The sequence below is a fragment of the Variovorax sp. EL159 genome (assembly GCF_900100965.1).
Taxonomy (GTDB): Bacteria; Pseudomonadota; Gammaproteobacteria; order Burkholderiales; family Burkholderiaceae_C; genus Variovorax.
Genome location: NZ_FMUJ01000009.1, coordinates 171215 through 194254, shown reverse-complemented (window position 1 = coordinate 194254; position 23040 = coordinate 171215). Strand labels below are relative to the sequence as shown.

General features: G+C 66.9%; 23 protein-coding genes. 16 read left to right on the top strand and 7 right to left on the bottom strand.

Going from position 1 to position 23040, the window contains the following annotated elements; genetic code table 11:
* Positions 1 to 9 precede the first annotated feature (9 nt).
* Genes BLQ28_RS29915 through pilV form a run of 3 tightly spaced genes read right to left on the bottom strand, consistent with a single transcriptional unit; the run spans position 10 to position 2208 of the window.
* Positions 10 to 663 (bottom strand): pilus assembly PilX family protein, encoded by a 654-nt coding sequence (locus tag BLQ28_RS29915; RefSeq protein ID WP_093246958.1) that lies wholly within the window; start codon positions 661 to 663, stop codon positions 10 to 12.
* Entirely contained in the window at positions 660 to 1634 is a 975-nt protein-coding gene (locus tag BLQ28_RS29910) for a PilW family protein (RefSeq protein ID WP_176801270.1), read from the bottom strand. Before BLQ28_RS29910 ends, BLQ28_RS29915 begins: the two co-directional genes overlap by 4 nt.
* On the bottom strand, positions 1621 to 2208 hold the full coding sequence (pilV, locus tag BLQ28_RS29905; RefSeq protein ID WP_176801269.1) for a type IV pilus modification protein PilV: 588 nt from the start codon (positions 2206 to 2208) through the stop codon (positions 1621 to 1623). Before pilV ends, BLQ28_RS29910 begins: the two co-directional genes overlap by 14 nt.
* A gap of 167 nt (positions 2209 to 2375) precedes the next feature.
* Between pilV and ribD the strand changes: the two genes are divergently transcribed.
* From ribD to BLQ28_RS29850, 11 genes are all read left to right on the top strand, one after another.
* Positions 2376 to 3503, top strand: coding sequence for a bifunctional diaminohydroxyphosphoribosylaminopyrimidine deaminase/5-amino-6-(5-phosphoribosylamino)uracil reductase RibD (gene ribD / locus BLQ28_RS29900; RefSeq protein ID WP_093246956.1), 1128 nt, complete (start codon positions 2376 to 2378; stop codon positions 3501 to 3503).
* A 133-nt stretch (positions 3504 to 3636) separates the two neighbouring features.
* On the top strand, positions 3637 to 4290 hold the full coding sequence (locus tag BLQ28_RS29895; protein WP_093246955.1) for a riboflavin synthase: 654 nt from the start codon (positions 3637 to 3639) through the stop codon (positions 4288 to 4290).
* Positions 4287 to 5441: a bifunctional 3,4-dihydroxy-2-butanone-4-phosphate synthase/GTP cyclohydrolase II gene (gene ribBA, locus BLQ28_RS29890; RefSeq protein WP_093246954.1), complete on the top strand. Its 1155-nt coding sequence runs from the start codon at positions 4287 to 4289 to the stop codon at positions 5439 to 5441. Before BLQ28_RS29895 ends, ribBA begins: the two co-directional genes overlap by 4 nt.
* 6 nt (positions 5442 to 5447) lie before the next feature.
* The gene (ribH, locus tag BLQ28_RS29885) at positions 5448 to 5912 is read left to right on the top strand and encodes a 6,7-dimethyl-8-ribityllumazine synthase (protein WP_093246953.1); all 465 of its coding nucleotides are present in this window, start codon (positions 5448 to 5450) and stop codon (positions 5910 to 5912) included.
* Positions 5909 to 6445, top strand: coding sequence for a transcription antitermination factor NusB (gene nusB / locus BLQ28_RS29880; RefSeq protein ID WP_093246952.1), 537 nt, complete (start codon positions 5909 to 5911; stop codon positions 6443 to 6445). The genes ribH and nusB overlap by 4 nt, the downstream gene beginning before the upstream one ends.
* Entirely contained in the window at positions 6442 to 7629 is a 1188-nt protein-coding gene (locus tag BLQ28_RS29875) for a pyridoxal phosphate-dependent aminotransferase (RefSeq protein WP_093246951.1), read from the top strand. Before nusB ends, BLQ28_RS29875 begins: the two co-directional genes overlap by 4 nt.
* Positions 7630 to 7642: 13 nt before the next feature.
* Entirely contained in the window at positions 7643 to 8101 is a 459-nt protein-coding gene (locus BLQ28_RS29870; protein WP_093246950.1) for a YbgC/FadM family acyl-CoA thioesterase, read from the top strand.
* Positions 8098 to 8820 carry a protein TolQ gene (tolQ, locus tag BLQ28_RS29865; RefSeq protein ID WP_093246949.1) on the top strand — a complete coding sequence of 241 codons (723 nt, stop codon included), beginning with the start codon at positions 8098 to 8100 and terminating at the stop codon, positions 8818 to 8820. Before BLQ28_RS29870 ends, tolQ begins: the two co-directional genes overlap by 4 nt.
* 16 nt (positions 8821 to 8836) lie before the next feature.
* Positions 8837 to 9274: an ExbD/TolR family protein gene (locus BLQ28_RS29860; protein WP_093246948.1), complete on the top strand. Its 438-nt coding sequence runs from the start codon at positions 8837 to 8839 to the stop codon at positions 9272 to 9274.
* A 3-nt stretch (positions 9275 to 9277) separates the two neighbouring features.
* Complete coding sequence (locus tag BLQ28_RS29855) at positions 9278 to 10195, top strand: energy transducer TonB (RefSeq protein WP_093246947.1); 918 nt, start codon at positions 9278 to 9280, stop codon at positions 10193 to 10195.
* 106 nt (positions 10196 to 10301) lie between these two features.
* Positions 10302 to 12032, top strand: a complete 1731-nt coding sequence (locus BLQ28_RS29850) for a peptidoglycan D,D-transpeptidase FtsI family protein (protein ID WP_093246946.1) — start codon at positions 10302 to 10304, stop codon at positions 12030 to 12032.
* Between the two features lie 43 nt (positions 12033 to 12075).
* Here BLQ28_RS29850 and BLQ28_RS29845 read toward each other — a convergent pair whose 3' ends face one another.
* Together BLQ28_RS29845 and dnaE are read right to left on the bottom strand one after the other, a co-directional pair.
* Positions 12076 to 12450: a YgiW/YdeI family stress tolerance OB fold protein gene (locus tag BLQ28_RS29845; RefSeq protein WP_176801268.1), complete on the bottom strand. Its 375-nt coding sequence runs from the start codon at positions 12448 to 12450 to the stop codon at positions 12076 to 12078.
* Positions 12451 to 12545: 95 nt separating this feature from the next.
* On the bottom strand, positions 12546 to 16064 hold the full coding sequence (gene dnaE / locus BLQ28_RS29840) for a DNA polymerase III subunit alpha (RefSeq protein ID WP_093246945.1): 3519 nt from the start codon (positions 16062 to 16064) through the stop codon (positions 12546 to 12548).
* 61 nt (positions 16065 to 16125) lie between these two features.
* Between dnaE and BLQ28_RS29835 the strand changes: the two genes are divergently transcribed.
* The 5 genes from BLQ28_RS29835 (at position 16126) to BLQ28_RS29815 (ending at position 21428) form a co-directional block, all read left to right on the top strand.
* On the top strand, positions 16126 to 16911 hold the full coding sequence (locus tag BLQ28_RS29835) for a sulfurtransferase (RefSeq protein ID WP_093246944.1): 786 nt from the start codon (positions 16126 to 16128) through the stop codon (positions 16909 to 16911).
* Positions 16912 to 16937: 26 nt separating this feature from the next.
* A complete protein-coding gene (locus BLQ28_RS29830; RefSeq protein ID WP_093246943.1) occupies positions 16938 to 17645 on the top strand; it encodes a response regulator in 708 nt (235 codons plus the stop codon).
* Positions 17605 to 19185, top strand: a complete 1581-nt coding sequence (locus BLQ28_RS29825) for a sensor histidine kinase (protein WP_093246942.1) — start codon at positions 17605 to 17607, stop codon at positions 19183 to 19185. The genes BLQ28_RS29830 and BLQ28_RS29825 overlap by 41 nt, the downstream gene beginning before the upstream one ends.
* 145 nt (positions 19186 to 19330) lie before the next feature.
* Positions 19331 to 19855, top strand: coding sequence for a tripartite tricarboxylate transporter TctB family protein (locus BLQ28_RS29820; RefSeq protein ID WP_176801267.1), 525 nt, complete (start codon positions 19331 to 19333; stop codon positions 19853 to 19855).
* Positions 19856 to 19859: 4 nt separating this feature from the next.
* Positions 19860 to 21428: a tripartite tricarboxylate transporter permease gene (locus BLQ28_RS29815; protein WP_093246941.1), complete on the top strand. Its 1569-nt coding sequence runs from the start codon at positions 19860 to 19862 to the stop codon at positions 21426 to 21428.
* Between the two features lie 52 nt (positions 21429 to 21480).
* Here BLQ28_RS29815 and BLQ28_RS29810 read toward each other — a convergent pair whose 3' ends face one another.
* Positions 21481 to 21897 carry a hypothetical protein gene (locus BLQ28_RS29810; RefSeq protein WP_093246940.1) on the bottom strand — a complete coding sequence of 139 codons (417 nt, stop codon included), beginning with the start codon at positions 21895 to 21897 and terminating at the stop codon, positions 21481 to 21483.
* Between the two features lie 208 nt (positions 21898 to 22105).
* Positions 22106 to 23032: a pirin family protein gene (locus BLQ28_RS29805; protein WP_093246939.1), complete on the bottom strand. Its 927-nt coding sequence runs from the start codon at positions 23030 to 23032 to the stop codon at positions 22106 to 22108.
* Positions 23033 to 23040 lie beyond the last annotated feature (8 nt).

Sequence of the window (23040 nt, the reverse complement as noted above, 5' to 3'; positions counted from 1 at the left end):
TCCTGCCTTTCATGAAGAGCAGCCGGGGCTGGCCGCCGGTTTGTACAAGCTGGTCTGCAGCACCACCTGCGTCTCCTCGCGCATGCCGTAGCCGATGGCGGTGACGCGAAAGATGTAGCGAGCGTCGCCGGCACCCGCGCTCTGGAGCTGGTCGGCCTGCCAGCCACCGCGATGGCGAAGCGCCTCCACGATGTAGCGCGGTGCTCGCGCAGACAGTGCGCCGGCAGGCGAGCCCCGCGCCGACTCGCCGCTGAGGTAGCGCTGCCCCGTGAAGGTGCCGTAGGCGACGGACTTGCCTGCATCGGCCGAGAAGTCGGCCGCCATCCAGGCCGGCTCGCTGCCGGATTCGCCCGGCGCGCACAGCCCCTGCTGCTCGCCTTCACCACCGCATCCGTTCACGAACGCCGTTGCGTCAGTGCTGCTGAAAAGGCACAGGCGTTGCCGCGCGCCGTCGTTGGGCCCGAGCACATCGCTCTCGGCATCGACCAGTGCGGCTTCGGCGGCCTGGAACGCCACTTCGGTGTCGCGGTCGTTGCGTGCGCTGCGTTCATTGACAAGCGACATCTGCGCCGCGCCAAGGCCGAGCACCGAGACGGCGATCAGCATGAGCATCACGACGATCAGCGAGAAGCCGCGCGACGAGGATCGGGTGGCCTGCCTCATGGCACCGGGTCTTTCACGACATTGCGCAACATGACCGTGAAGGTCGCGACGCGCCGCAGCCTGCCGTCGGGCTTGGGCTTGAAGCTCACGTCGAAGAACGTGGGGCCCAGCGGGTAGAGCAGTTCGCTCGCCTGCCGCGGTGCGCTGTTGTCGCGCGCGCTGCGCGCCACCATGCCGATGCGCAGCCCGACCACCTTGCGCCATTCGTCGGCGACCTTCGCGGCGGAGGTGGCCTGCGCTTCGATCTGCGCCGCATCGAGCCAGCGCTCGGGAACACCGTCGCCATTGCCGTCGTAGCCGTAGACGACCTTGAAGACCTCGATGCCACGCGCCAGCGGTTCGGCCCTGAACCTGCCGTCCTTTTCGCTGCGGTACTTGCAGTAGAGCTCGGGCTCGCCGTCCGCCGCCTGCGCGACGTAGAAGAAGCTCCATGCGCGGTCTGCGGATGCGGAGCGACCGGCCGTAGGTCCGGGCTGCGCAAAGCCCATGCAATCGACCATGGTGCCGTCCGGCTCGACACCGCCTCCGCTCGACCGGCTGCGGCCGAAGAAGCGCACGAGCAGCGAGTCGCTGCCGTTCACACCCCGGGTGTCGTGCGTGCCATAGCCATTGCCGACAGCGCTCACACGCGTATTGCGCGCACCGACGATGTTCAGGTCGAACGGGTCGGCCGACGACGCGAGCAAGGTCGCGTTGCTCCCTGTGGCCGACATGCCATCGGCGTCGATGTAGTCGGGCGCGTAGTCGGCATAGCCGGCCTGGCGCACGATGCCTCTGACGACGAAGCCGGCGAACCGCAACGAATCTTCGACCGCCTGGGCTTCCGTATGGGTCTGGAACAACTGGCGGCTGCCGACGAATGTGGCCGTGGCGGCAAGCACCAGTCCCAATGCGATGGCCACGGCGACCAGCAGCTCGACCAGCGTCACTCCGCGCTGCGGCGCGGGCCGCATCGATTCACGTCCCGCCATGGACATGGTCCACGTGCCCCGGGACCAGTTGCATCACCAGACGCGGTGCGGACAGGCGCGTTGTCTCGGCAGTACCGCGTGGCGTCCAGCCGAGCTTGACGACCACGTTGCGGCCCGTGTGGCTGCAGGGCCATGCGTACTCGGCCGCTGCATCGCTCCAGGGGGTTTCGTCGAAGCACACGCTGACGCGGGCTTCAGGCAATGCCTTGGCAATGCGCTGCAGCCACTCGCGCATGTCCCATGCCGCCAGTTGCGCTGCATCACAAGCGGCACCGGACGCCATGCACGTCCGGCCAGCGGAACCCGCATCGCTGCCGACGCCCACCGCTCGCTGCTCGACCAGGTACGCATTGGCCGTGCTGTTGCTTGTCGCAACGCCCTTGTTCATGCGCGCCTTCTCCGACAGTTCGCGCACAAGGTTGACCGCGGCAGTAAATGTTGCGGCTTCGTTGCTCGTGCGCACGGATGCCAGCAGCATGCGCACGGTGCCGAGCAAGCCCACGCTCAGCACGACGATGGAAACGAGTACCTCCACGAGCGAAAAGCCCGTGCCCCGATGCTTCGATGAAGCCATGTGTCGATGCCCTCCCTCTTGTGTTGCAACTCGAGTTGCTTGTTTGTTCCCGCCATCGAACTTCAAGCGTAAGGGGACCTTCGCGAAGGCTTGCGCACCGTTCATCCGCGATCGAATGCCGCTCGTATGATCCGGCGACGCCGCTGTTAATTTCTTCCACGAAACCCATGCCCTCTCACGAACAAGACGCGCAGCACATCGCCACTGCGTTGCGTCTCGCCACCTCGGCGCTGCTGCTGACCGATCCGAATCCGCGCGTGGGCTGTGTGCTGTGCGATGCCGATGGCCGCGTGCTGGGCCAGGGTCATACGCAAAAGGCGGGCGGCCCGCATGCCGAAGTGATGGCGCTGCGCGATGCCGCGGCGCAGGGCCATTCGGTCGCGGGCGCCACGGCGTACGTCACGCTCGAGCCGTGCTCGCACCATGGCCGCACCGGCCCCTGCTGCGACGCGCTGATCGCGGCGGGCGTGCGGCGGGTCGTGGCATCGCTTGCCGACCCCAATCCGTTGGTGGCGGGGCAAGGCTTCGAGCGCCTGCGCGCGGCGGGCGTCGACGTCGAGATCGGACCTGGTGCCGCTGAGTCGCGTGAACTCAACATCGGCTTCTTCAGCCGCATGGTGCGCAAGCAACCGTGGGTTCGCCTGAAGGTCGCGGCCTCGCTCGATGGCAAGACCGGGCTCGACAACGGCGTGAGCCAATGGATCACGTCGGAAGCAGCCCGCACCGACGGCCATGCCTGGCGGGCCCGGGCCAGCGCGGTGCTGACGGGCGTCGGCACGGTGCTCGAAGACAACCCGCGCCTGGACGTGCGGCTGGTCGATACCCCGCGCCAGCCGCACCTCGTGGTGGTGGACAGCCGGCTCCAGACGCCGGTCGACGCTCACATATTCATAGCAGGCCGCCCGGTATGGATCTACGCGGCCAGCCGCGACGAAGCCAAGGCCGCCGCATTGGAGGCACGCGGCGCCACGGTCACCTGCCTGCCGAATGCCGGCGGCAAGGTCGACCTGCCCGCCCTGCTGAAAGACCTGGCGGCGCGCGGCGTCAACGAGCTGCACGTCGAGTCGGGCCACAAACTCAACGGGTCGATGCTGCGCGAAGGTTGCGTCGACGAACTGCTGGTCTACATGGCGCCCAAGCTGATCGGCAGCGGGCTCGACATTGCCAGCCACATTCATGCGGAAGGTCCGCTGACCTCGCTGGCGGGTGTCCTGCCGCTGGAATTCCGGTCCGTGGACATGCTCGGCCCCGACCTGCGCATCGTGGCCCGGGTCGCTGGAAGGGACGCGTTCTAGAAGGCGAGGCAACGGCGGCCACCGCCGGGGCCACCCGCCCCAAGGCCAGCCGCGCCCCCTCCGGGGCGCGAATTACATGGCGCAAAGCGCCACGAAAAACCGGAGGGCTCCCGATGTCTGCGAAAATGTGCGAATGTTCACCGGAATCATCACCGGCGTGGGGCGCATCGCCGCCATCCACGACCTCGGCACCTCCTCCTCCTTTGGCAAAAGACTCAGCATTGCGGTGCCCGACGGGTACCTCGATGACGTGGGGCTTGGCGACAGCATCGCGCTCAACGGCGCCTGCATGACCGTCACCACGCTCCTGCCCGAGCGACAGCAGTTCACCATCGACATCTCCGCCGAATCGCTCGACAAGACCGCGGGCCTGACCGACGAAGGCAGCCGCATCAACCTCGAGAAGGCCTTGCGCGCCAGCGACCGGCTGGGCGGGCACATCGTGTCCGGCCACGTGGACGGCATCGGCGCGGTGAGCTTCTTCGAGCCGATCGGCGAAAGCTGGGAGCTGCGCGTGGTCGCACCGCCCGCCCTCGCCCGCTTCCTGGCCTACAAGGGCTCGATCACCGTCAACGGCGTGAGCCTCACGGTCAACAGCGTGAAAGACATCGAAGGCGGCGCCGAGATCAGCATCAACCTGATCCCGCACACCGTCGACAACACCTCCCTCGGCGGCCTGAAGGCCGGCTCGAAGGTCAACCTCGAAATCGATACCGTGGCGCGCTACGTGGAGCGCATGCTCCAGGCCGGCGTGCTGGTCCCGCCATCCAAGGACACCGCTTCATGAACGCCTCCGTCACGCCCATCGGCGCCCCCCGCGCCGCGCGCGCCCCCGCACCGATTGCCTCGGTCGAGGAAATCGTGGCCGAGCTCGCCGCCGGCCGCATGGTGATCCTGGTCGATGAGGAAGACCGCGAGAACGAAGGCGACATCGTCATCGCGGCCGACCACATCACGCCCGAAGCCATCAACTTCATGGCCCGCCATGCGCGCGGCCTGATCTGCCTGACGCTCTCGCGCGAGATGTGCGAGCGGCTGCAGCTGCCGCCGATGGTCCAGCGCAACGGTGCCAAGCACTCGACCGCGTTCACCGTCTCCATCGAGGCTGCCGAAGGCGTGACCACCGGCATTTCGGCCGCCGACCGTTCACGCACCGTGCAGGCCGCCGTCGCGCCCAACGCCGTGGCCGCCGACCTCGTGCAGCCCGGTCACATCTTCCCGCTGCAGGCGGTGGACGGCGGCGTGCTCATGCGTGCAGGCCACACTGAAGCCGGCTGCGACCTCGCCGCCATGGCCGGCTGCTCGCCCGCCTCGGTGATCTGCGAGGTGATGAATGAAGACGGCACGATGGCGCGCCTGCCCGACCTGCAGATCTTCGCGGCCGAGCACAACATCAAGATCGGCACCATCGCCGCGCTGATCGAGCACCGCAGCCGCACCGAATCGCTGGTCGAAAAAGTCGGCTGCCGCGAGATTCAAACGGCCTGGGGCGCCTTCACCGCCCACGCCTTCCTCGACAAGCCCAGCCGTGGCGTGCACCTGGCGCTGGTGCGCGGCAAGTGGGCGCCCGAGGACACGGTGTCGGTGCGCGTGCACGAGCCGCTGTCGGTGCTCGACGCGCTCGAAATCAACCGCTCGCTGCACTCGTGGAGCCTGGACGCCAGCCTCTCGCACATCGCGACCGAGGGCAAGGGCGTGGCCGTGCTGCTGAACTGCGGCGAATCGGCCAACGAGTTGCTGGCCCAGTTCGACGGCACCGCGCGCCCCGCGCAAGCCCCCGAGCGCGGCCGCATGGACCTGCGCAGCTACGGCATCGGCGCGCAGATCCTGCGCGAATGCGGCGTGCACAAGATGAACCTGCTGGGCACGCCGCGTCGCATGCCGAGCATGGCCGCGGGCTACGGCCTCGAGATTGCCGGCTACCTCACGAAAGACTGACCCACCATGCAAGGCGCAAACAAAGGCGAGAACACGCCGCTCAACGGAAAAGGCCTGCGCATCGGCATCGTGCAGGCGCGCTTCAATGCCGACATCACCGATGCGCTGGCCGCGGCCTGCCTCTCGGAGCTCGAATCGCTCGGCGTGGCGGCCTCCGACATTCATCACCTGCAAGTGCCCGGCGCGCTCGAAGTGCCCATCGCCCTGCAGGCGCTGGCCGAGCGCGGCGGTTATCACGCGCTCGTGGCGCTGGGCTGCATCATCCGCGGCGAGACCTACCACTTCGAACTGGTGGCCAACGAATCGGGCGCGAGCGTGAGCCGCGTTTCGCTCGACTACCGCCTTCCCATCGCCAACGCGATCATCACCACCGAAAACCTCGAGCAGGCCATCGCCCGGCAGACCGACAAGGGCCGCGACGCAGCCCGCGTGGCTGTCGAGATGGCGCAACTGCTGGCCACCCTTTCATGACCGAAGACACCTCCAAGCCCACTGGTACCAAGCCCCGTCAATCGCGCGTGGGCCTGACCAGCACCGGCGCGCGCAAGGCTTCGGCCAAGTCGAACCGCAGCCGCGCCCGCGAATTCGCGCTGCAGGCGCTCTACCAACACTTGGTGGGCCGTAACGACCCGACCGACATCGATCATTTCACGCGCGACCTCGCGGGCTTCCACAAGGCCGACGCGCTGCACTACGACGCGCTGCTGCACGGCTCGATCGAAGGCGCCGAACAACTCGACGCCCTGATCCGCCCGCTGCTCGATCGCAAGTTCGAAGAAATCTCGCCCATCGAGCACGCCGTGATGTGGATTGGCGTGTACGAATTCCAGAACTGCCTGGACGTGCCCTGGCGCGTGGTGCTCAACGAGTGCATCGAGCTGGCCAAGGAATTCGGCGGCACCGACGGCCACAAGTACGTGAACGCCGTGCTCAATGGCCTTGCGCCGAAGCTGCGCCCGCTGGAGGTGGAAGCTGACCGGGCTTCGGGGAAAGCGAAAACATGAGGATCTCGACGCGCGCACAGCGCATCGAGCCCTTCTATGTGATGGAAGTGGCGAAGGCCGCCGGCGTGCTGGCACGCGAAGTGGCCCACACCGACCGGCCGATGATCTTCCTGAACATCGGCGAGCCCGACTTCACCGCGCCGCCATTGGTGCAGGAAGCCGCCGCCCGCGCCGTGCGCGCCGGTGCCACGCAGTACACGCAGGCCACGGGCCTGGACCACCTGCGCGAACGCATCAGCGGCTGGTACAAGAGCCGCTTCAATGTCGACGTGCCGGCCCGCCGCATCGTGGTGACGGCGGGCGCCTCGGCCGCACTGCAGCTGGCCTGCCTCGCGCTGATCGAGTCCGGCGACGAGATCCTGCTGCCCGACCCCAGCTACCCCTGCAACCGCCACTTCGTGAGCGCGGCGGACGGCAAGGCCGTGTTGATCCCGACGACGGCCGAAGAGCGCTTCCAGCTCACCGCCGCCAAGGTCGAGGCCGCCTGGACCGACAAGACGCGCGGCGTGCTGCTCGCCTCGCCGTCCAACCCGACCGGCACCTCGATCGCGCCCGACGAACTGCGCCGCATCCACGAGGTGGTGTCGCAGCGCGGCGGCATCACCCTGATCGACGAGATCTACCTCGGCCTGTCGTACGACGATGCCTTCGGGCAAACGGCGCTGGCCATCGACGACAACGTCATCAGCATCAACAGCTTCAGCAAGTACTTCAACATGACCGGCTGGCGCCTGGGCTGGCTGGTGGTGCCCGAAGTGCTGGTGCCGGTGGTCGAGCGGCTCGCGCAAAACCTCTTCATCTGCGCGAGCACGGTGTCGCAGTACGCGGCCCTGGCCTGCTTCGAGGCCGAGAGCATCGCCGAGTACGAACGCCGCCGCGCCGAGTTCAAGGCACGCCGCGACTGGTTCATTCCGCAGCTGAACGCGCTCGGCCTGAATGTGCCCGTGGTGCCCGATGGCGCCTTTTATGCCTGGGCCGACTGCACCGGCGTCGCCGAAAAGCTCGGCATCTCGGGCAGCTGGGACTTCGCCTTCGAGACCATGAAACGGGCCCATGTCGCCGTCACGCCGGGCCGCGACTTCGGCACCGCCGAGACGGCGAAGTTCGTGCGCTTTTCCACGGCCAGCTCGATGGCGCACCTGCAGGAAGCTATCGCCCGCTTGCGGGCCATGACCGCGCAATGAGCGAGGCACTTCGGTGAGCTACGCGTTCCCGCTTCGCGTCTACTGGGAAGACACCGACGCCGGCGGCATCGTGTTCTATGCCAACTACCTGAAGTTCATGGAGCGCGGCCGCACCGAGTGGCTGCGCTCGCTCGGCGTGGAGCAGCGCAAGCTGCGCGAGGAAACCGGCGGCCAGTTCGTGGTGAGCGAAACGCAGCTCAAATACCATCGGCCGTCCCGGCTCGACGACGAACTGCTGGTTACCGCCGATCTTCAACAATTGGGCAGTGCGTCGTTGATAATCGGTCAGCGCGTGCTATCAAAAACAGAGCAAGAGCGAACAGGGGCCGAAGCGCCTGTCTTGCTGTGCGAAGGCACGATCCGTATCGGCTGGGTGGACGCCACCACATTGCGTCCTGCACGCATACCGAAACAAGTGACGGGAACCCTTGAGCGCTACAGCGGCTCCATGACTCAACCTTTCAAGCCATGAACCAAGACCTCTCCATCATCAATCTCCTGCTCCATGCGAGCTTCGTGGTGCAACTGGTCGTGCTGCTGCTCGTGATCGTCTCGATCGCCAGCTGGGCCGCGATCTTCCGCAAGTTCTTTGCCTTGAAGCGCATGCGTGCGCTGAACGACGACTTCGAGCGCGAGTTCTGGTCGGGCACCAGCCTGAACGAGCTGTTTGCCTCGGCTGCCCAGAATGCCAAGTTCGCCGGCCCCATGGAGCGCATCTTTGCCTCGGGCATGCGCGAATACCAGAAGCTGCGCGAGCGCCACGTCACCGACGCCGGCACGCTGCTCGACGGCGCCCGCCGCGCGATGCGCGCGAGCTTCCAGCGCGAGCTGGATGCGGCTGAACAAAACCTCTCGTTCCTGGCCACCGTCGGTTCGGTGTCGCCGTATGTGGGCCTGTTCGGCACGGTCTGGGGGATCATGCATGCCTTCACCGGCCTGGCCGCCCTCACGCAGGTGACGCTGGCCACCGTGGCCCCCGGCATTGCCGAAGCGCTGGTGGCCACCGCCATCGGCCTGTTCGCCGCCATTCCGGCGGTGGTCGGCTACAACCGCTTCGCCCGCGAGATCGACAAGATCGCCATCGCCCTCGAAACCTACATCGAGGAGTTCTCCAACATCCTGCAGCGCAACCTCTCGGCCAACCCGAACGCGGGCGGCTCTGCATCGTCGGTGGCTCCGGCCAACCGCTGAGCGGGAATAGAAGCGCATGCCCGCCGTTTCATCCCGGGGCCGAGGACGCCGCACGATCAACGAGATCAACATGGTCCCGTTCATCGACGTGATGCTGGTGCTGCTGATCATCTTCATGGTCACGGCGCCGCTCATCACGCCGAGCGTGATCAACCTGCCCACGGTCGACCGCGCCAACAAGCAGCCCGACAAGCCCATCGAGATCGTCATCAAGAGCGACGACGAAGTGCAGATCAAGAAAGATCCGTCCACCGGCACCGGCGGCACGTCGATCCCCATGACGCAGATCGGCTCGGCCGCCAAGACCGCCCAGGGCGGCGACGACCAGCGCCCGGTGGTCATCAGCGCCGACAAGTCGGTGAAGTACGAAACCGTCGTGAAGGCCATGAACCAGCTCAAGCGCAGCGGCATCGAGCGCGTGGGGCTGTCGGTCACGACCACGGGCAGCAAATAAGGCATGTCGCTCGCTCTGGACCGCCCCGAGTTCGCGCCACCGCCGCAGCGCGGCACGCCGCGCGCCGTGGTGCTCGCCCTTATTGCACATGCGCTGCTGATCGCGGCGCTGACCTGGGGCGTGCGCTGGAAAAGCGACCCCGACGAAGGCGCGGTCGATGCCGAGCTGTGGTCGTCCACGGTGCAGCAGGCCGCCCCGCGTCTGTCCGCGCCGCCGGCACCGGTGCCGACACCCGCACCGCCGCCTCCCGCGCCTGCGCCACCGCCCCCTGTCGCCAAGGAGCCCGAGCCGGCGCCCGCACCGCGCGCGCCCGACATCGCCCTGGAGCGCGAGAAGAAGCTCAAGGAGCAGAAGGAACAGAAAGAGCGCGAGCTCGAACAGCAGCAGCAACAGCAAAAGAAGAAAGAGCTGGAAGCCAAGCAGCGCGCGCAGGACGAGGCCGACCGCAAGAAGGAACAGCAGCAGAAGCTGGCCGAGCAGAAAAAGCAGCAGGAAGCCGACGCCAAGCAGGCCGAAGCGAAGAAGGCCGAGGCCGCCGCCAAGCAGGCCGCCGCCGACCGCGCCGCCATGCTCAAGCGCATGCAGGGCCTGGCTGGCGCCAGCGGCTCCGACGACTCGAAGGGCACGGCCACGCGCTCGTCCGGCCCGTCGAGCGGCTACGCCGGACGCATCGCCGCCGCGGTGCGCCCGAACATCACCTTCCCCGATGCCGACACCGTGAACGGCAATCCGGCGGCCGAGTTCGAAGTGAGCCTGGCGCCCGACGGCACCATCGTCGGCGTCAAGCTCAGCAAGTCGAGCGGCCTGCCGGGCTGGGACGACGCGGCGGAACGCGGCCTGCGCAAGACCGACAAGCTGCCGCGTGACACCGATGGACGCATCTTTCCGTCGCTGATCGTCTCGCTGCGACCGAAGCGCTGATTTATGCTCAGGTTCCGGGCGGCTTTCACGAACCGCCCGGAACTTGATCAACGTCGCGCTGTCTACACGCGAACAAAACAACAGCAGGGCCCCACGCCCGCAAAAGATGAACCCCAACGGTCACATCCGGTACGGCAGCAGTCCGCTTCTCGCCAGCAGGACGCCCGTATGGCGCAGCAAGTTCATCGTGGCCAGCATCGCCTTCGGCTTCGTGCTGCTGGCAGCCCGGGCGGCCTATGTACAGATCTTCAACAACGACTTCTTCCAGCACCAGGGTGAAGTGCGCTACCAGCGCACGCTTGAGCTGCCGGCCAACCGCGGCCGCATCCTCGACCGCAACGGGCTGATCCTCGCGTCCGACATCCCGGCCCCCAGCATCTGGGCCATTCCCGAAGACATCGAGCGTGACGACCCCGCCGTGCAGGGCAAGCTCAAGGAAGCGGCCAAGCTGCTCGGCATGCCGCAGAAAGAGCTCGACAAGAAGCTGGCGGACGAAGACAAGAGCTTCGTCTGGCTCAAGCGGCAGGTCGACCAGTCGGTGGCCAAGCAGGTCGCCGCGCTCAACATCAAGGGCATCTACCTGCGCCGCGACTACCGGCGCCAATACCCTGAAGGCGAGGCGGCCGCGCACCTTGCGGGCTTCACCAACGTCGAGGACATCGGCCAGGAAGGCATCGAGCTGGCCTTCGACAAGGACCTGGCCGGCAAGGCCGGCTCGCGCCACGTGCTGAAAGACCGGCTGGGCCACATCGTCGAAGACACCGAAGACCAGGTGCCGCCGACCGACGGCCACGACATCCAGCTGAGCATCGACGACCGCGTGCAGTTCGTGGCTTACGAGAAGATCCGCGACGCCGTGATCGCCAACAAGGCGCGCGCTGGCAGCGTGGTCGTGGTCGACACCGTGACGGGCGAGCTGCTCGCCATGGCCAACTACCCGAGCTACGACCCCAACGACCGCCACAACCTCACCGGCGAACAGCTGCGCAACCGCGCCATGACCGACGTCTTCGAGCCCGGCTCGACCATGAAGCCGATCACCGTCGCCACCGCGCTGCAGCTGGGCCGCGTGACGCCCAAGACCATCATCGACACCAACCCCGGCCGCATCACCGTGTCGGGCGCGACCATCCACGACGACGAGAACTTCGGCGTGCTGACGGTCGAGGGCGTGATCCAGAAGTCGAGCAATGTCGGCGCCACCAAGATCTCGCAGCGCATGTCGGCGCAGGAGATGTGGAACTCGCTCACTGCCGTGGGCCTGGGACAGAAGCCGCAGACGCCCTTCCCCGGCGCCGTGACCGGGCGGCTGCGGCCCTGGAAGTCGTGGCGGCCGATCGAGCAGGCCACCATGTCCTACGGCTACGGCCTGTCGGCCTCGCTGTTCCAGATCGCGCACGCGTACACCGCCTTTGCGCATGACGGCGAAGTCATCCCGGTGAGCCTGCTGAAGAACACCGGCACCGAGCCGGCCGGCGTGCGGGTGTTCTCGCCGACGGTCGCCAGCGAAGTGCGCCAGATGATGCATCTGGCGGCCGCGCCCGGCGGCACCGCGCCGCTCGCGCAGACCCAGGGCTACTCGGTCGGCGGCAAGACCGGCACGGCCCACAAGCAGGTCGGTAAGGGCTACGCGAGCAACAAGTACCGCGCCTGGTACACGGGCATGTCGCCCATCGACAAGCCGCGCATCATCGTCGCGGTGATGATCGACGAGCCGAGTGCGGGCAAATATTTCGGCGGCCTCGTGGCGGCGCCGGTGTTCAGCCAGGTGGTGCAGCAGACGCTGCGCATCATGAACGTGCTGCCCGACCTCGCGGTGACGCCGATGTCGCACTGACCGCCGCAGCGCATGCGGCAGCGGCGGCAGTGCCAGCCGACGCTCAGGGCGCCAGGCTCAGGCGCTTGACCTCGAGTTCGACCTTGTTGCCGACGAGGCTCTTGTCGAACTTGCCGGAAATCTCGACGCGCACCTTGTCGTCGATCTTCACGCCCGGCGGGAAATGCTTGGCGTCGATCTCCACCTTCATGCGGCCGCTGTCGTCGGCAAAGGTGTAGTCCTCGCCGCCATCGTGCGACACGATGAAGCCACGCAGCGTGGCGTGCTGGTCATCCTTGCCGGTGTCGAGCAGCTGCTTGACGGTCAGGGTCGGCACGGTGTTCGGGCCGGCGTACTGCGCGAAGGCGGCCGCCATCGACAGCGACATGCCGAGCGCGAGCGCGGCGTTCTTCAGGGTCTTGTTCTGGGCATGGGTCATGGCAATCGTTCCTCCTCGAACGGCCTGGTTGTGAAGAACCAGATGGACGCCCCACGCGTCCGAATGGTTCCACGACCCTTGTCAGCCCGGGGCCATTACTCGTAGACGACCAGCGCCTTGCCCGCCTCTGCCTGCGCCGTCCAGCTTGCGAGCGCCGCGTCGGTCGGGAAGAACTTGGCGCGCTCGCCCAACTGCAACTCGACCTGTGCGCCACCACGCGCCATCGACAGGCGCACCGGCAGGCCCTGCACCAGGTCGCCCACTTCGGTCTGCTCGGTGCGCGGCGGAAAGTCTTTCACCAGCCGAGCGATCTCGGGCACCTTGCCGTTGACCGCCACGCGCAGGAACTTGCCGAAGCGGCAGCGCGCCGTTGCCAGGTCCCACACCTGCTGCACCTGGAAGCGCGCCTCGAAGCCGCCGCGCGCAGGCTGCAGCCGGCCGCTGACGATGACCAGCTCGTCGTCTTTCAATGTGTTGCGGTTGGCGTTGATCAGCGCCTCGTCGGCCGTGGCGTCGATGGCGTCCGACTTGTCGTCGAGCTTGAAGATCGCAAGGCGGCCGCGCTGGCCGTTGATGACGCGGAAGTCGCTCACGATGCCCGCGATCACCTGCGGGTCGCGGCTGTCGAGCAGGTCGCCAATCTCGCGCTTGCAGAAGCGCCGCACCTCGTGCGAAACCTCGTCGAACAGGTGGCCCGACAGGTAGAAGCCGATGGCCGTCTTCTCGAGCGTCAGGCGCTCCTTCACGCCCCAGGGCGTGGCGTCGACCAGGTCGGGCTCGGCGGTGGCCGAGCCGTGGTCGCAGTCGCCGAAGATGTCGGCCTGCGAGGCATTGGCCGCCGTGGCGTTGGCGAATTCGAAGGCGCGATCGACCGAAGCGATCAGCGACGCGCGGTTCTGCTGGATCGCATCGAAGGCGCCCGCCTTGATGAGCGCTTCGACCGTGCGCTTGTTGATGCGCTGGCGGTCGATACGCACGCAGAAGTCGTACAGGCTCTTGAACGGCCCGCCCTCTTCGCGCGCCCGCACCACGGCCTCGACCGCGAGCTGGCCCGTGCCCTTGACCGCGCCGAGCCCGTAGCGGATCACCTTGTTGGTGACCGGCTCGAAGCGGTAGTTGCCGCGGTTCACGTCCGGCGGCTCGAAGGTGATGCCGAAGTTTTTCTGGGCGTCCTCGAACAGCAGCTTGAGCTTGTCCGTGTCGTCCATTTCCACGGTCATATTCGCGCAGAAGAACTCGGCCGTGTAGTGGACCTTGAGCCAGCCCGTGTGGTACGCCAGCAGCGAGTACGCAGCGGCGTGCGACTTGTTGAAGCCGTAGCCCGCGAACTTCTCCATCAAGTCGAAGATTTCGTCGGCCTTGTCCTGCGGAATGCCGTGCGTGGAAAGCGCGCCCGCGCGGAATTTCTCGCGGTGCTCGGCCATCTCCTCGAGCTTCTTCTTGCCCATCGCGCGGCGCAGCAAGTCGGCGCCGCCGAGCGAGTAGCCGCCCAGGATCTGCGCGGTCTGCATCACCTGCTCCTGGTAGACCATGATCCCGTAGGTCTCGGAGAGCATCTCGGCGACGGCCGGGTGCGGGTACTCCACTTCTTCGCGGCCGTGCTTGCGCGCCACGAAGCTGGGAATCAGGTCCATCGGGCCTGGACGGTACAACGCGTTCAGTGCGATCAGGTCTTCCAGCCGCGTCGGCCGCGCGTCTTTCAGCATGCCCTGCATGCCGCGCGATTCAAACTGGAACACGGCCTCGGTCTTGCCTTCGGAGAACAGCCGGTAGGTGGCCGCGTCGTTCAGCTTGATGTCCTCGAACGCGAAATTCTCCTGGCCCTTGTGGCGCTTGACGATGAACTCCTTGGCGATCTCCAGGATGGTGAGCGTTGCAAGGCCCAAGAAGTCGAACTTCACGAGGCCGATGGCTTCGACGTCGTCCTTGTCGTACTGGCTCACGGCCGAGTCGCTGCCGGGCTGCTGGTAGAGCGGGCAGAAGTCGGTGAGCTTGCCCGGCGCAATGAGCACGCCCCCGGCGTGCATGCCGATGTTTCGCGTCATGCCTTCGAGCTTTTGTGCGAGCTCGACCAGCATCTTGACTTCTTCTTCCTTCTCGATGCGCTGCGCGAGCTGCGGCTCCATCTCGATGGCGTAGTTGTTCTTGTCGCCCTCGATCTTTTTCTCGGGTGGGTACTGCAGCGTGACCGACATGCCCGGCTTGTTCGGGATCAGCTTGCTGATGCCGTCGCAGAACATGTAGCTCATGTCCAGCACGCGGCCCACGTCGCGGATGGCGGCGCGCGCGGCCATCGTGCCGAAGGTGGCGATCTGGCTCACGGCGTTGCGGCCGTACTTGTCCTTCACGTAGTCGATCACGCGGTCGCGGTTGCCCTGGCAGAAGTCGATGTCGAAGTCGGGCATCGAGACGCGTTCGGGGTTCAGGAAGCGTTCGAACAGCAGCTTGTATTCGAGCGGGTCGAGGTCGGTGATCTTCAGCGCATACGCCACCAGCGAGCCGGCACCCGAGCCCCGGCCCGGGCCCACCGGGCAGCCGTTGGCCTTGGCCCACTGAATGAAGTCGCCCACGATCAGGAAGTAACCGGGGAACCCCATGTTCAGGATCGTGTTGATCTCGAACTCCAGCCGCTCCACATAGCGCGGCCGCTCGGCATCGCGCTTGGCTTGGTCGGGGTAGAGATGCTTCAGCCGCACCTCCAGCCCGTCGAACGACTCCTGGCGGAAGAAGTCGTCGATCGGCATGCGCACGCCTTCGCTGACGAAGGGCGTCGGAAAGTCGGGCAGCTGCGGCTTGCCCAGCACCAGCGTCAGGTTGCAGCGCTTGGCGATCTCGACCGTGTTGGCCAGCGCACTCGGCACGTCGGCAAAGAGCGCCCGCATCTCGGCGGTCGACTTGAAGTACTGCTCTTCGGTGAATTTGCGCACGCGGCGCGGGTTGCCCAGGATCTCGCCTTCGGAAATGCAGACGCGCGCTTCGTGCGCCTCGTAGTCCTGGCGTTCCGCGAACTGCACCGGGTGCGTGGCCACCACCGGCAGGTTCAGACGCGCCGCGAGCTTGACGGCGGCAATGACGTGCGGCTCGTCTTCGGGTCGGCCGGCGCGCTGCAGTTCGATGTAGAAGCGGTGCGGAAACATCCCCGCCAGTTGCAGCGCCAGCTCGGCCGCGCGTTCTTCCTGGCCTTGCAGCAGCGGCGCGCCCAGTGGCCCGGCCTGCGCGCCCGACAGCGCGATCAGCCCGCCCTGCAGTTCCTCGACCCATTCGAGCTTGCAGGCCGCCTGCGACTGGCCGCGGCCCACGTTCTGCGTCCAAGCCCGCGCCAGCAGCTCGGACAGGTGCAGATAGCCTTCCATGTTCTGCACCAGCAGCACGATGCGGGTGAGCACGCCCGGCTCCTTGCCCAGCCCCTCGATGAAGATTTCAGCCCCGATGACGGGCTTGACGCCCTTGCCCCGGCCCTGCTTGTAGAACTTGATGGCCCCGAACAGGTTGTTCAGGTCGGTGATGGCGAGGGCTGGCTGCTTGTCGCCAGCAGCGGCCTTGATGGCTTCGTCGATCCGGTTGGTGCCGTCGACGACGGAAAATTCGGTGTGCAGGCGCAGGTGAACAAACATCCTTCCATTGTAGAAAGCGCGACTCCACGATGTGGGTTGGCAATCCCTACAATCGCCCCCCGTGCAAGAGATTCTGAATATCGCGGCCTACAAATTCGTGGGCATAGACGACAGCCCCGTGCTGCGTGAAGACCTGCGCGCCCGCGCGCAGGCCCTGGGCCTGATGGGCACCATCCTGCTGGCCCCGGAGGGCATCAACCTGTTCCTGGCGGGCACCGCCGACGCCATCCACGCCTTCGTGGCCCGTTTGCGTGCCGACGCGCGCTTTGCCGACCTCGAAACCAAGGAAAGCTGGTCCGCCACGCAGCCCTTCCGGCGCATGCTCGTGAAGCTCAAGCGCGAGATCATCCGCATGGACCACCCCGCCATCCAGCCCGCCGCCGGCCGGGCGCCGGGCGTGGATGCGCCCACGCTCAAGCGCTGGCTCGACCAGGGCCATGACGACGAAGGCCGCGAGATCGCCCTGCTCGACACCCGCAACGACTTCGAGGTCGATGAAGGCACCTTCGACGGCGCAATCGACTGGCGCATCACCAAGTTCACCGAATTCCCGCCCGCCCTGAAGGCGCACCGCGAAGAGTTCAAGGGCAAGACCGTCGTGAGCTTCTGCACCGGCGGCATCCGCTGCGAGAAGGCGGCCATCCTGATGCGCGAGGAAGGCATCGAGCACGTGCTGCAGCTCGAAGGCGGCATCCTCAAGTATTTCGAGCAGGTCGGCGGCGCGCACTACCACGGCGACTGCTTCGTATTCGACGGCCGCGAGGCGCTCGCGCCCGACCTGAGCGCACGCTCGGCACACGCCAGCGCACGGGCCTCCGAAGACCCGGACCTCGGCATCAAGCAATAAACCCACAAGACAACCACGGGCCTCCCATGCGCATCCTCCTGGTGGAAGACGAACTGGACATGGCCTCGTGGCTGATCCGGGCGCTGACCCAGAGCGGCTTCGTCGCCGATCACGCGCCCGACGCGCGCACCGCCGAAGCCTTCATCGCCGGTACCGAGTACGACGCCATCGTGCTCGACCTGCGCCTGCCCGACAAGCACGGCCTGAGCGTGCTGGCCGACATGCGCGATGCGGACGACCGCACACCGGTGCTGATCCTCACCGCGCAAGGCGCGCTGCAGGACCGGGTGCGCGGCCTCAACCTGGGCGCCGACGATTTCCTCACCAAGCCCTTTGAGCTGGTCGAGCTCGAGGCGCGCCTGTCGGCACTGGTACGGCGCAGCCGCGGCAAGCAGCATCCGCGGCTGCAGTGCGCCTCGCTCTCGTACGACAGCGAAAGCCACGCCTTCTCGCTGCGCGGCACGCTGCTGTCGCTCACGCCACGCGAGCAGGCCGCCCTCACGGCCCTGCTGATGCGCAGCGGCGCGCCGGTCGGCAAGTCGCAGCTTTTTGCCAAGGTGTTCACCAACGACAGCACCGCGGGCCCCGACGCCATCGAGGTGGTGCTGCACCGGCTGCGGCGCAAGCTCGCGGACAGCGATGTGCGCATCGTCACCGTGCGCGGCCTGGGCTACATGCTCGAGAGCATTGCCGATGGACCCACGCTCCCCGACGACGCCCCCGCCGACAACTGAGCCGCGCCGCTTCGGCATCCGCGCGCGCCTGCTCGCACTGCTGCTGCCGGGCATCATCGCGCTGCTGGCACTCGACAGCTGGAACGACTACCGCGCGCTCACCGATGCGCTGGTCGTGGCCTACGACCAGAGCCTGCTCGAACCCGTGCAGGCGCTGGCCAACGGCATCGTCGTGGCCAGCGACGGCAGCGTGCGCGTGCAGGAGCCCTTCTCGATCCAGTCGATGTTCGACTCGACCCACCTGCGCTACAAGTACCTGCACGTGGGCGTGCAGCGCATCGCCAAGGGCGAGCAGCTCGACGTCAACGCACCCGAGACCACGCTCATGGGCGTGCCCGGCCTGCCGCGCCCGGCGCAGCGCCCGCCGGATGGCACGCCGGTGTTCTACGACGCGGTGTACGAGAAGCATGCGGTGCGCGTGGCCGCCCTGCGCCAGACCGTGTACGACAACGTGCACCCCGGCTCCGCCTGGAGCGTGCTGATCCAGGCCGCCGAAGGCACCGGCCCGCGCGTACAGGCGCAATCGGAAACGCTGCGCCAGGAGCTGCTGCGCGACACGCGCATGGTGTTGGTGATGTCCATCCTCGTGTGGCTGGGCGTGGCCTGGACGCTGCGCCCGCTCGACCGGCTGCGGCGCTCGCTGCGCGAACGCTCGCGCGACGACCTCAAGCCGCTCGACGCCAGCGGCGTGCCGCAGGAAGTGGTGCCGCTGGTCGATGCGGTCAACCACCACATCGAAGGTCACCGGCGCATGGTGGCCGAGCATTCGCAGTTTCTGGCCGATGCCTCGCACCAGCTGCGCACGCCGTTGAGCATTCTCTCGATCCAGGCCGGCTACGCGGTGCGCGAGACCGACCCGGCCCGCATGCGCGAATCGCTGCACGCCATCGTCGCGCAGCTCGCGCGCACGCGCCGCCTGAGCGAGCAGCTGCTGGCCCTGGCCCATGCCACCACCGACGACGCCATCGCCGCCGTCGAGCCCGCCGTGGTCGACCTCAATGCCATCGCGCGCGCCGTGGTGCTGCAGTACCTGCCGCTGGCGCGCGAGAACGACCAGGACCTGGGCTGGGTCGATGCGCGCGGCGACGTCGCCACCGAAGGCATGGCCGGTGACGACGCCGACGGCACCGATGAAGCCGGCGAGGCCGACGACCCGCCGGTGCTGCCCGTCATGGCCAACGCCGCCGAGCTGCACGAGGTGCTCGCGAACCTCGTGCACAACGCCATCAAGTACACGCCGCGCGGCGGCAACATCACCGTGACCGTGCGGCGCGAAGGCTCGCAGGCGGTGGCCGAGGTGTGCGACAGCGGCCCCGGCATCGCGCCCGAACGGCGCGACAGCGTGTTCGAGCGTTTCCATCGCGATCCCGATGCCGGCACCGCCGGCGCGGCCCAGGGCGCGGGCCTCGGCCTGACCATCGCGCGCAGCTACGCGCGACGCAATGGCGCGGAGATCGAACTCGAAAGTGCCGGCATGCCCGAGAGCGCCACGGGCGGTGGCCTGCGCGCGATCTTGCGACTGCCGCTGCACGTCGCCTGAGGCCTGTTTTTGCAAGGGTTTCACCGGATACGCCGGTACGTGATTACACGTATTTTGAGCCTCCGCAGGTCGTTTGCGCCCTGTCCGAAAGCCGATTGAAAGCCTCGATTTCTAGACTGCGCTCCTTCTAAATCGAAGGAGACTTATGCAGCACCAGCTCGGTGAAGATCCGGCCTCGCACGCGCCTCGGCCCGCATCGAAATTCAAAAAAGACTACTACGGCGGAGCCCTGCTGATCGTCATCGGATTGGCCGCGGTGTATGCCGGCATCGGCTATCGCGTCGGCGAGCTGGCGCACATGGGACCGGGCTTCTTTCCCGTGGCGCTGGGCGCGCTGCTCGCGCTCACCGGGCTGCTGATCGCGGTCTCGGCGCGCGGCGACAAGCCGGCGTCCGATGAAGAAGCCGTGTCGCACGGACATCCGGGCGGCATGCCCGACATCCGCGGCGGCGTCTGCATCATCCTGGGCATTCTGGCGTTCCTGCTGTTCGGCGAGTACGGCGGCCTGCTGCCGGCGACCTTCGCCATCGTGTTCATCTCGGCGCTCGGCGACCGCGACAACACGCTGACCGAAGCGCTGCTTCTCTCGCTCGCGATGTCGTTCATCGCGGTGGTTGTCTTCTGGTGGGCGCTCAAGTTGCAGCTCCCCCTGTTCCAGTGGGGAGGCTGACACCATGATCGGTCAATCGCTACACGACCTGTGGTTCGGCTTCGGCGTGGCCTTCCAGGGCTCGAACCTGATGTGGTCCTTCTTCGGCGTGCTGGTGGGCAACCTGATCGGCGTGCTGCCGGGCATGGGCGCGCTGCAGGCCATCTCGATCCTGCTGCCGCTCACCTACGTGATGCACCCGGTGCCCGCCATCCTGATGCTGGCCGGTATCTTCTACGGTTCGCAGTACGGCGGTGCCATCGGCGCCATCCTGATGAACATGCCTTCGCACCCGCCGCATGCGGTGACCTGTCTGGACGGGTACCCCATGACCAAGCAGGGCAAGGGGGGCGTCGCGCTCGGGGTGACGATGATCGCCTCGTTCTTCGCGGCGTCCGTCGGCATCATCGTGATGATCTTCGCCTCGCCCCTGCTGGTGCAGATCGCGTTCAAGTTCGGCCCGACCGAGATCTTCTCGATCATGCTGCTGGGCCTGCTGGCTGGCTCCACCATGTCGCGCGGCTCGCCGCTCAAGGGCGTGGCCATGACGCTGTTCGGCCTGTTGTGCGGCGTGGTCGGCACCGACGTGAACAGCGGCAGCTTCCGCTTCGCGTTCGGCCTGCCTGAACTGAGCGACGGCCTCGAACTCGTGGCGATCTCGATGGGCCTGTTCGGCGTGGCCGACTTCCTGCTCAACGTGAACCGCATGAAGACCATCGGCGACACGGGCACCCTGAAGCTCAGCGACATGCGCCCGAGCAAGGAAGAGCTCAAGCGTGCGTTCCCGGCGATGCTGCGCGGCACGCTGGTGGGCACGGTGTTCGGCGCGATGCCCGGCACGGGCCCGACCATCACCACCTTCATCGCCTATGCGCTGGAGCGCAAGGTGTCGAAGACGCCGAACAAGTTCGGCACCGGCATGATCGAAGGTGTGGCAGGCCCCGAGGCTTCGGCCCACTCGAAGACGCAGGTCGACTTCATTCCGACGATGAGCCTGGGCATTCCGGGCGACGCGGTGATGGCGCTCATCCTGGGTGCGCTGCTGATCCAGGGCATCCAGCCCGGCCCGCAGCTCATCACCGAGCATCCGGACATCTTCTGGGGCCTGATCGCCTCGTTCTGGATCGGCAACGTGATCCTGGTGGTGCTGAACGTGCCGCTGATCGGCGTGTGGGTGAAGCTGCTGAAGGTGCCCTACAAGTACCTGTTCCCGGCTGCGATGTTCTTCATTGCGACCGGCGTGTACAGCACGCAGAACAGCCTGTTCCAGATCTGGGAAGTGCTGGTGTTCGGTATCGTCGGCGCGTTGCTGATGACGTTGGAGTTCTCGGTCGCGCCGATTCTGCTGGGCTTCGTGCTCGGGCCGATGGTCGAAGAAAACTTCCGCCGTGCGCTGCTGCTCTCGCGGGGCGACATGACGGTGTTCGTGACGCGTCCGATCAGCGGCACCTTCATCGGCCTGTGCGTGCTGCTGCTGCTGGGCGTGGGCTACTCGGCCTGGCGTGGCCGCGGCGGGCGCAACAAGATGGTCGAGCTGCCGAAGGCACCCGAAGGTGCACCGCCGGCCGAAGCCGTGTCGATCAGCGGCGAATAACGCCGACCGACCGCACAAGACAAAGGGCCCGCATGCGCGGGCCCTTTTTTCATTATTGGAGGTTCTTGACGAACGGGAGCATTCGCTCGCCGTCGGCATCGGTGAACACCATGGCCGGCGTCAGGCCCACGTAGCGCCCGCCCTCGTGCGGCCGCGCCTCCACCATCTGGAAGCTCACGAGCTTGCCGGACTTGACGTAGCGGGTCTCGATGTAGATGCCCGACTGGCCCTCCTTGTTGACGGGCAGTTGCGAGACCGCGGCGTAGTTGCCCTCCGTCAGCAGTTGCGCCAGCTGCTCCTTGCGGTTGAACTGATACCAGACACGGTCGAAGACCATCGACTCGCCGGTCTGCGCATGCTTGAGCATGAAGACCAGCTGCCGCTTGAAGAGCTTCAGTTCCTTCATGAGGAACTCGAAAAGATCGCCGTACTCGCCCGGTGCAACCTCGGGGGTCTGGAAAACTGCCATGTGCCTTGCTCCCTTTCTGGGATGTCGTTGGGACGGCGATCCCCTCGATCGCCGTTTGCGGGGCGCAGCTTACTACTCGCGGGTGTAGGCGAATCTCGCGAAATCACGCTGGTGCCAGCGCGCGAGGCGCACGTCGATCAGGACAAAACGGCAGCGCGCCCCGTGCACAAGGCAACGGGGCGCGCCGCGGCGAAATGAAGATGAAGGCTCAGGCCGGCTTGCCGCCGGTGTCGGGCTCGCGCACGTCGAAAGGCTTGCCGGGCAGCGGAATGAACTCGGTCTCGCCGGGCACGTGACCCATGCGTTGCGCGGCCCAGTCGGCGCCGGCTTCGAGGATGCGCTCGCGCCGGCTGGAGACGAAGTTCCAGGTGATGTAGCGCGGGCCGTCGAGCGTCTCGCCACCGATCACCATCACGCGCGCGGCGGTGTCGGCCGTCAGCACCGCGCCCTGCCCGTCGGGCAGCACGGCCATGGTGTGCGCGGGCACCGCCTCGCCATCGACGCTGACGTCGGCGTCGACCGCGTACACGGCCAGCTCGGGCGCCAGCGCGGACAGCTCGAAGCGGCCACCGGCCGGCAATGCGATGTCGAGATAGAGCGTTTGCGACAGCGTCTTGACGGGCGAGCGCGCGCCGAAGGCTTCGCCCACCAGCACCCGCACCGCCACGCCCTGCTCGGTGAGTTCGGGAATGGCTTCGGACGGCGTGTGCTCGAAGCTCGGCGCGACTTCTTCATGCGCCTGCGGCAGTGCGGCCCAGAGCTGCAGGCCATGGTTGACGTAGGTGTCGGCCATGAGGCGCTCGGGCTTGCGCTCGGAATGCACGATGCCGCGCCCCGCGGTCATCCAGTTGATGGCGCCCGGCAATATCTCCTGCACGCTGCCCAGGCTGTCGCGATGCATCATCGCGCCCTTGAAGAGATAGGTGACCGTCGACAGGCCGATGTGCGGATGCGGCCGCACGTCGTGCGCATTGCCAGGCTGCTCGGTGGCCGGCCCGAAATGGTCGAAGAACACGAAGGGGCCGACCGAGCGGCGCTGTGCCGCGGGCAGCAGGCGCCGCACGTTGAAGCCACCGCCCAGGTCCTTGTCGTGCGGTCGAAGCAGTTGGGTCAGCGGGGCGGCGTTGTCGGTCATCGTGGTCT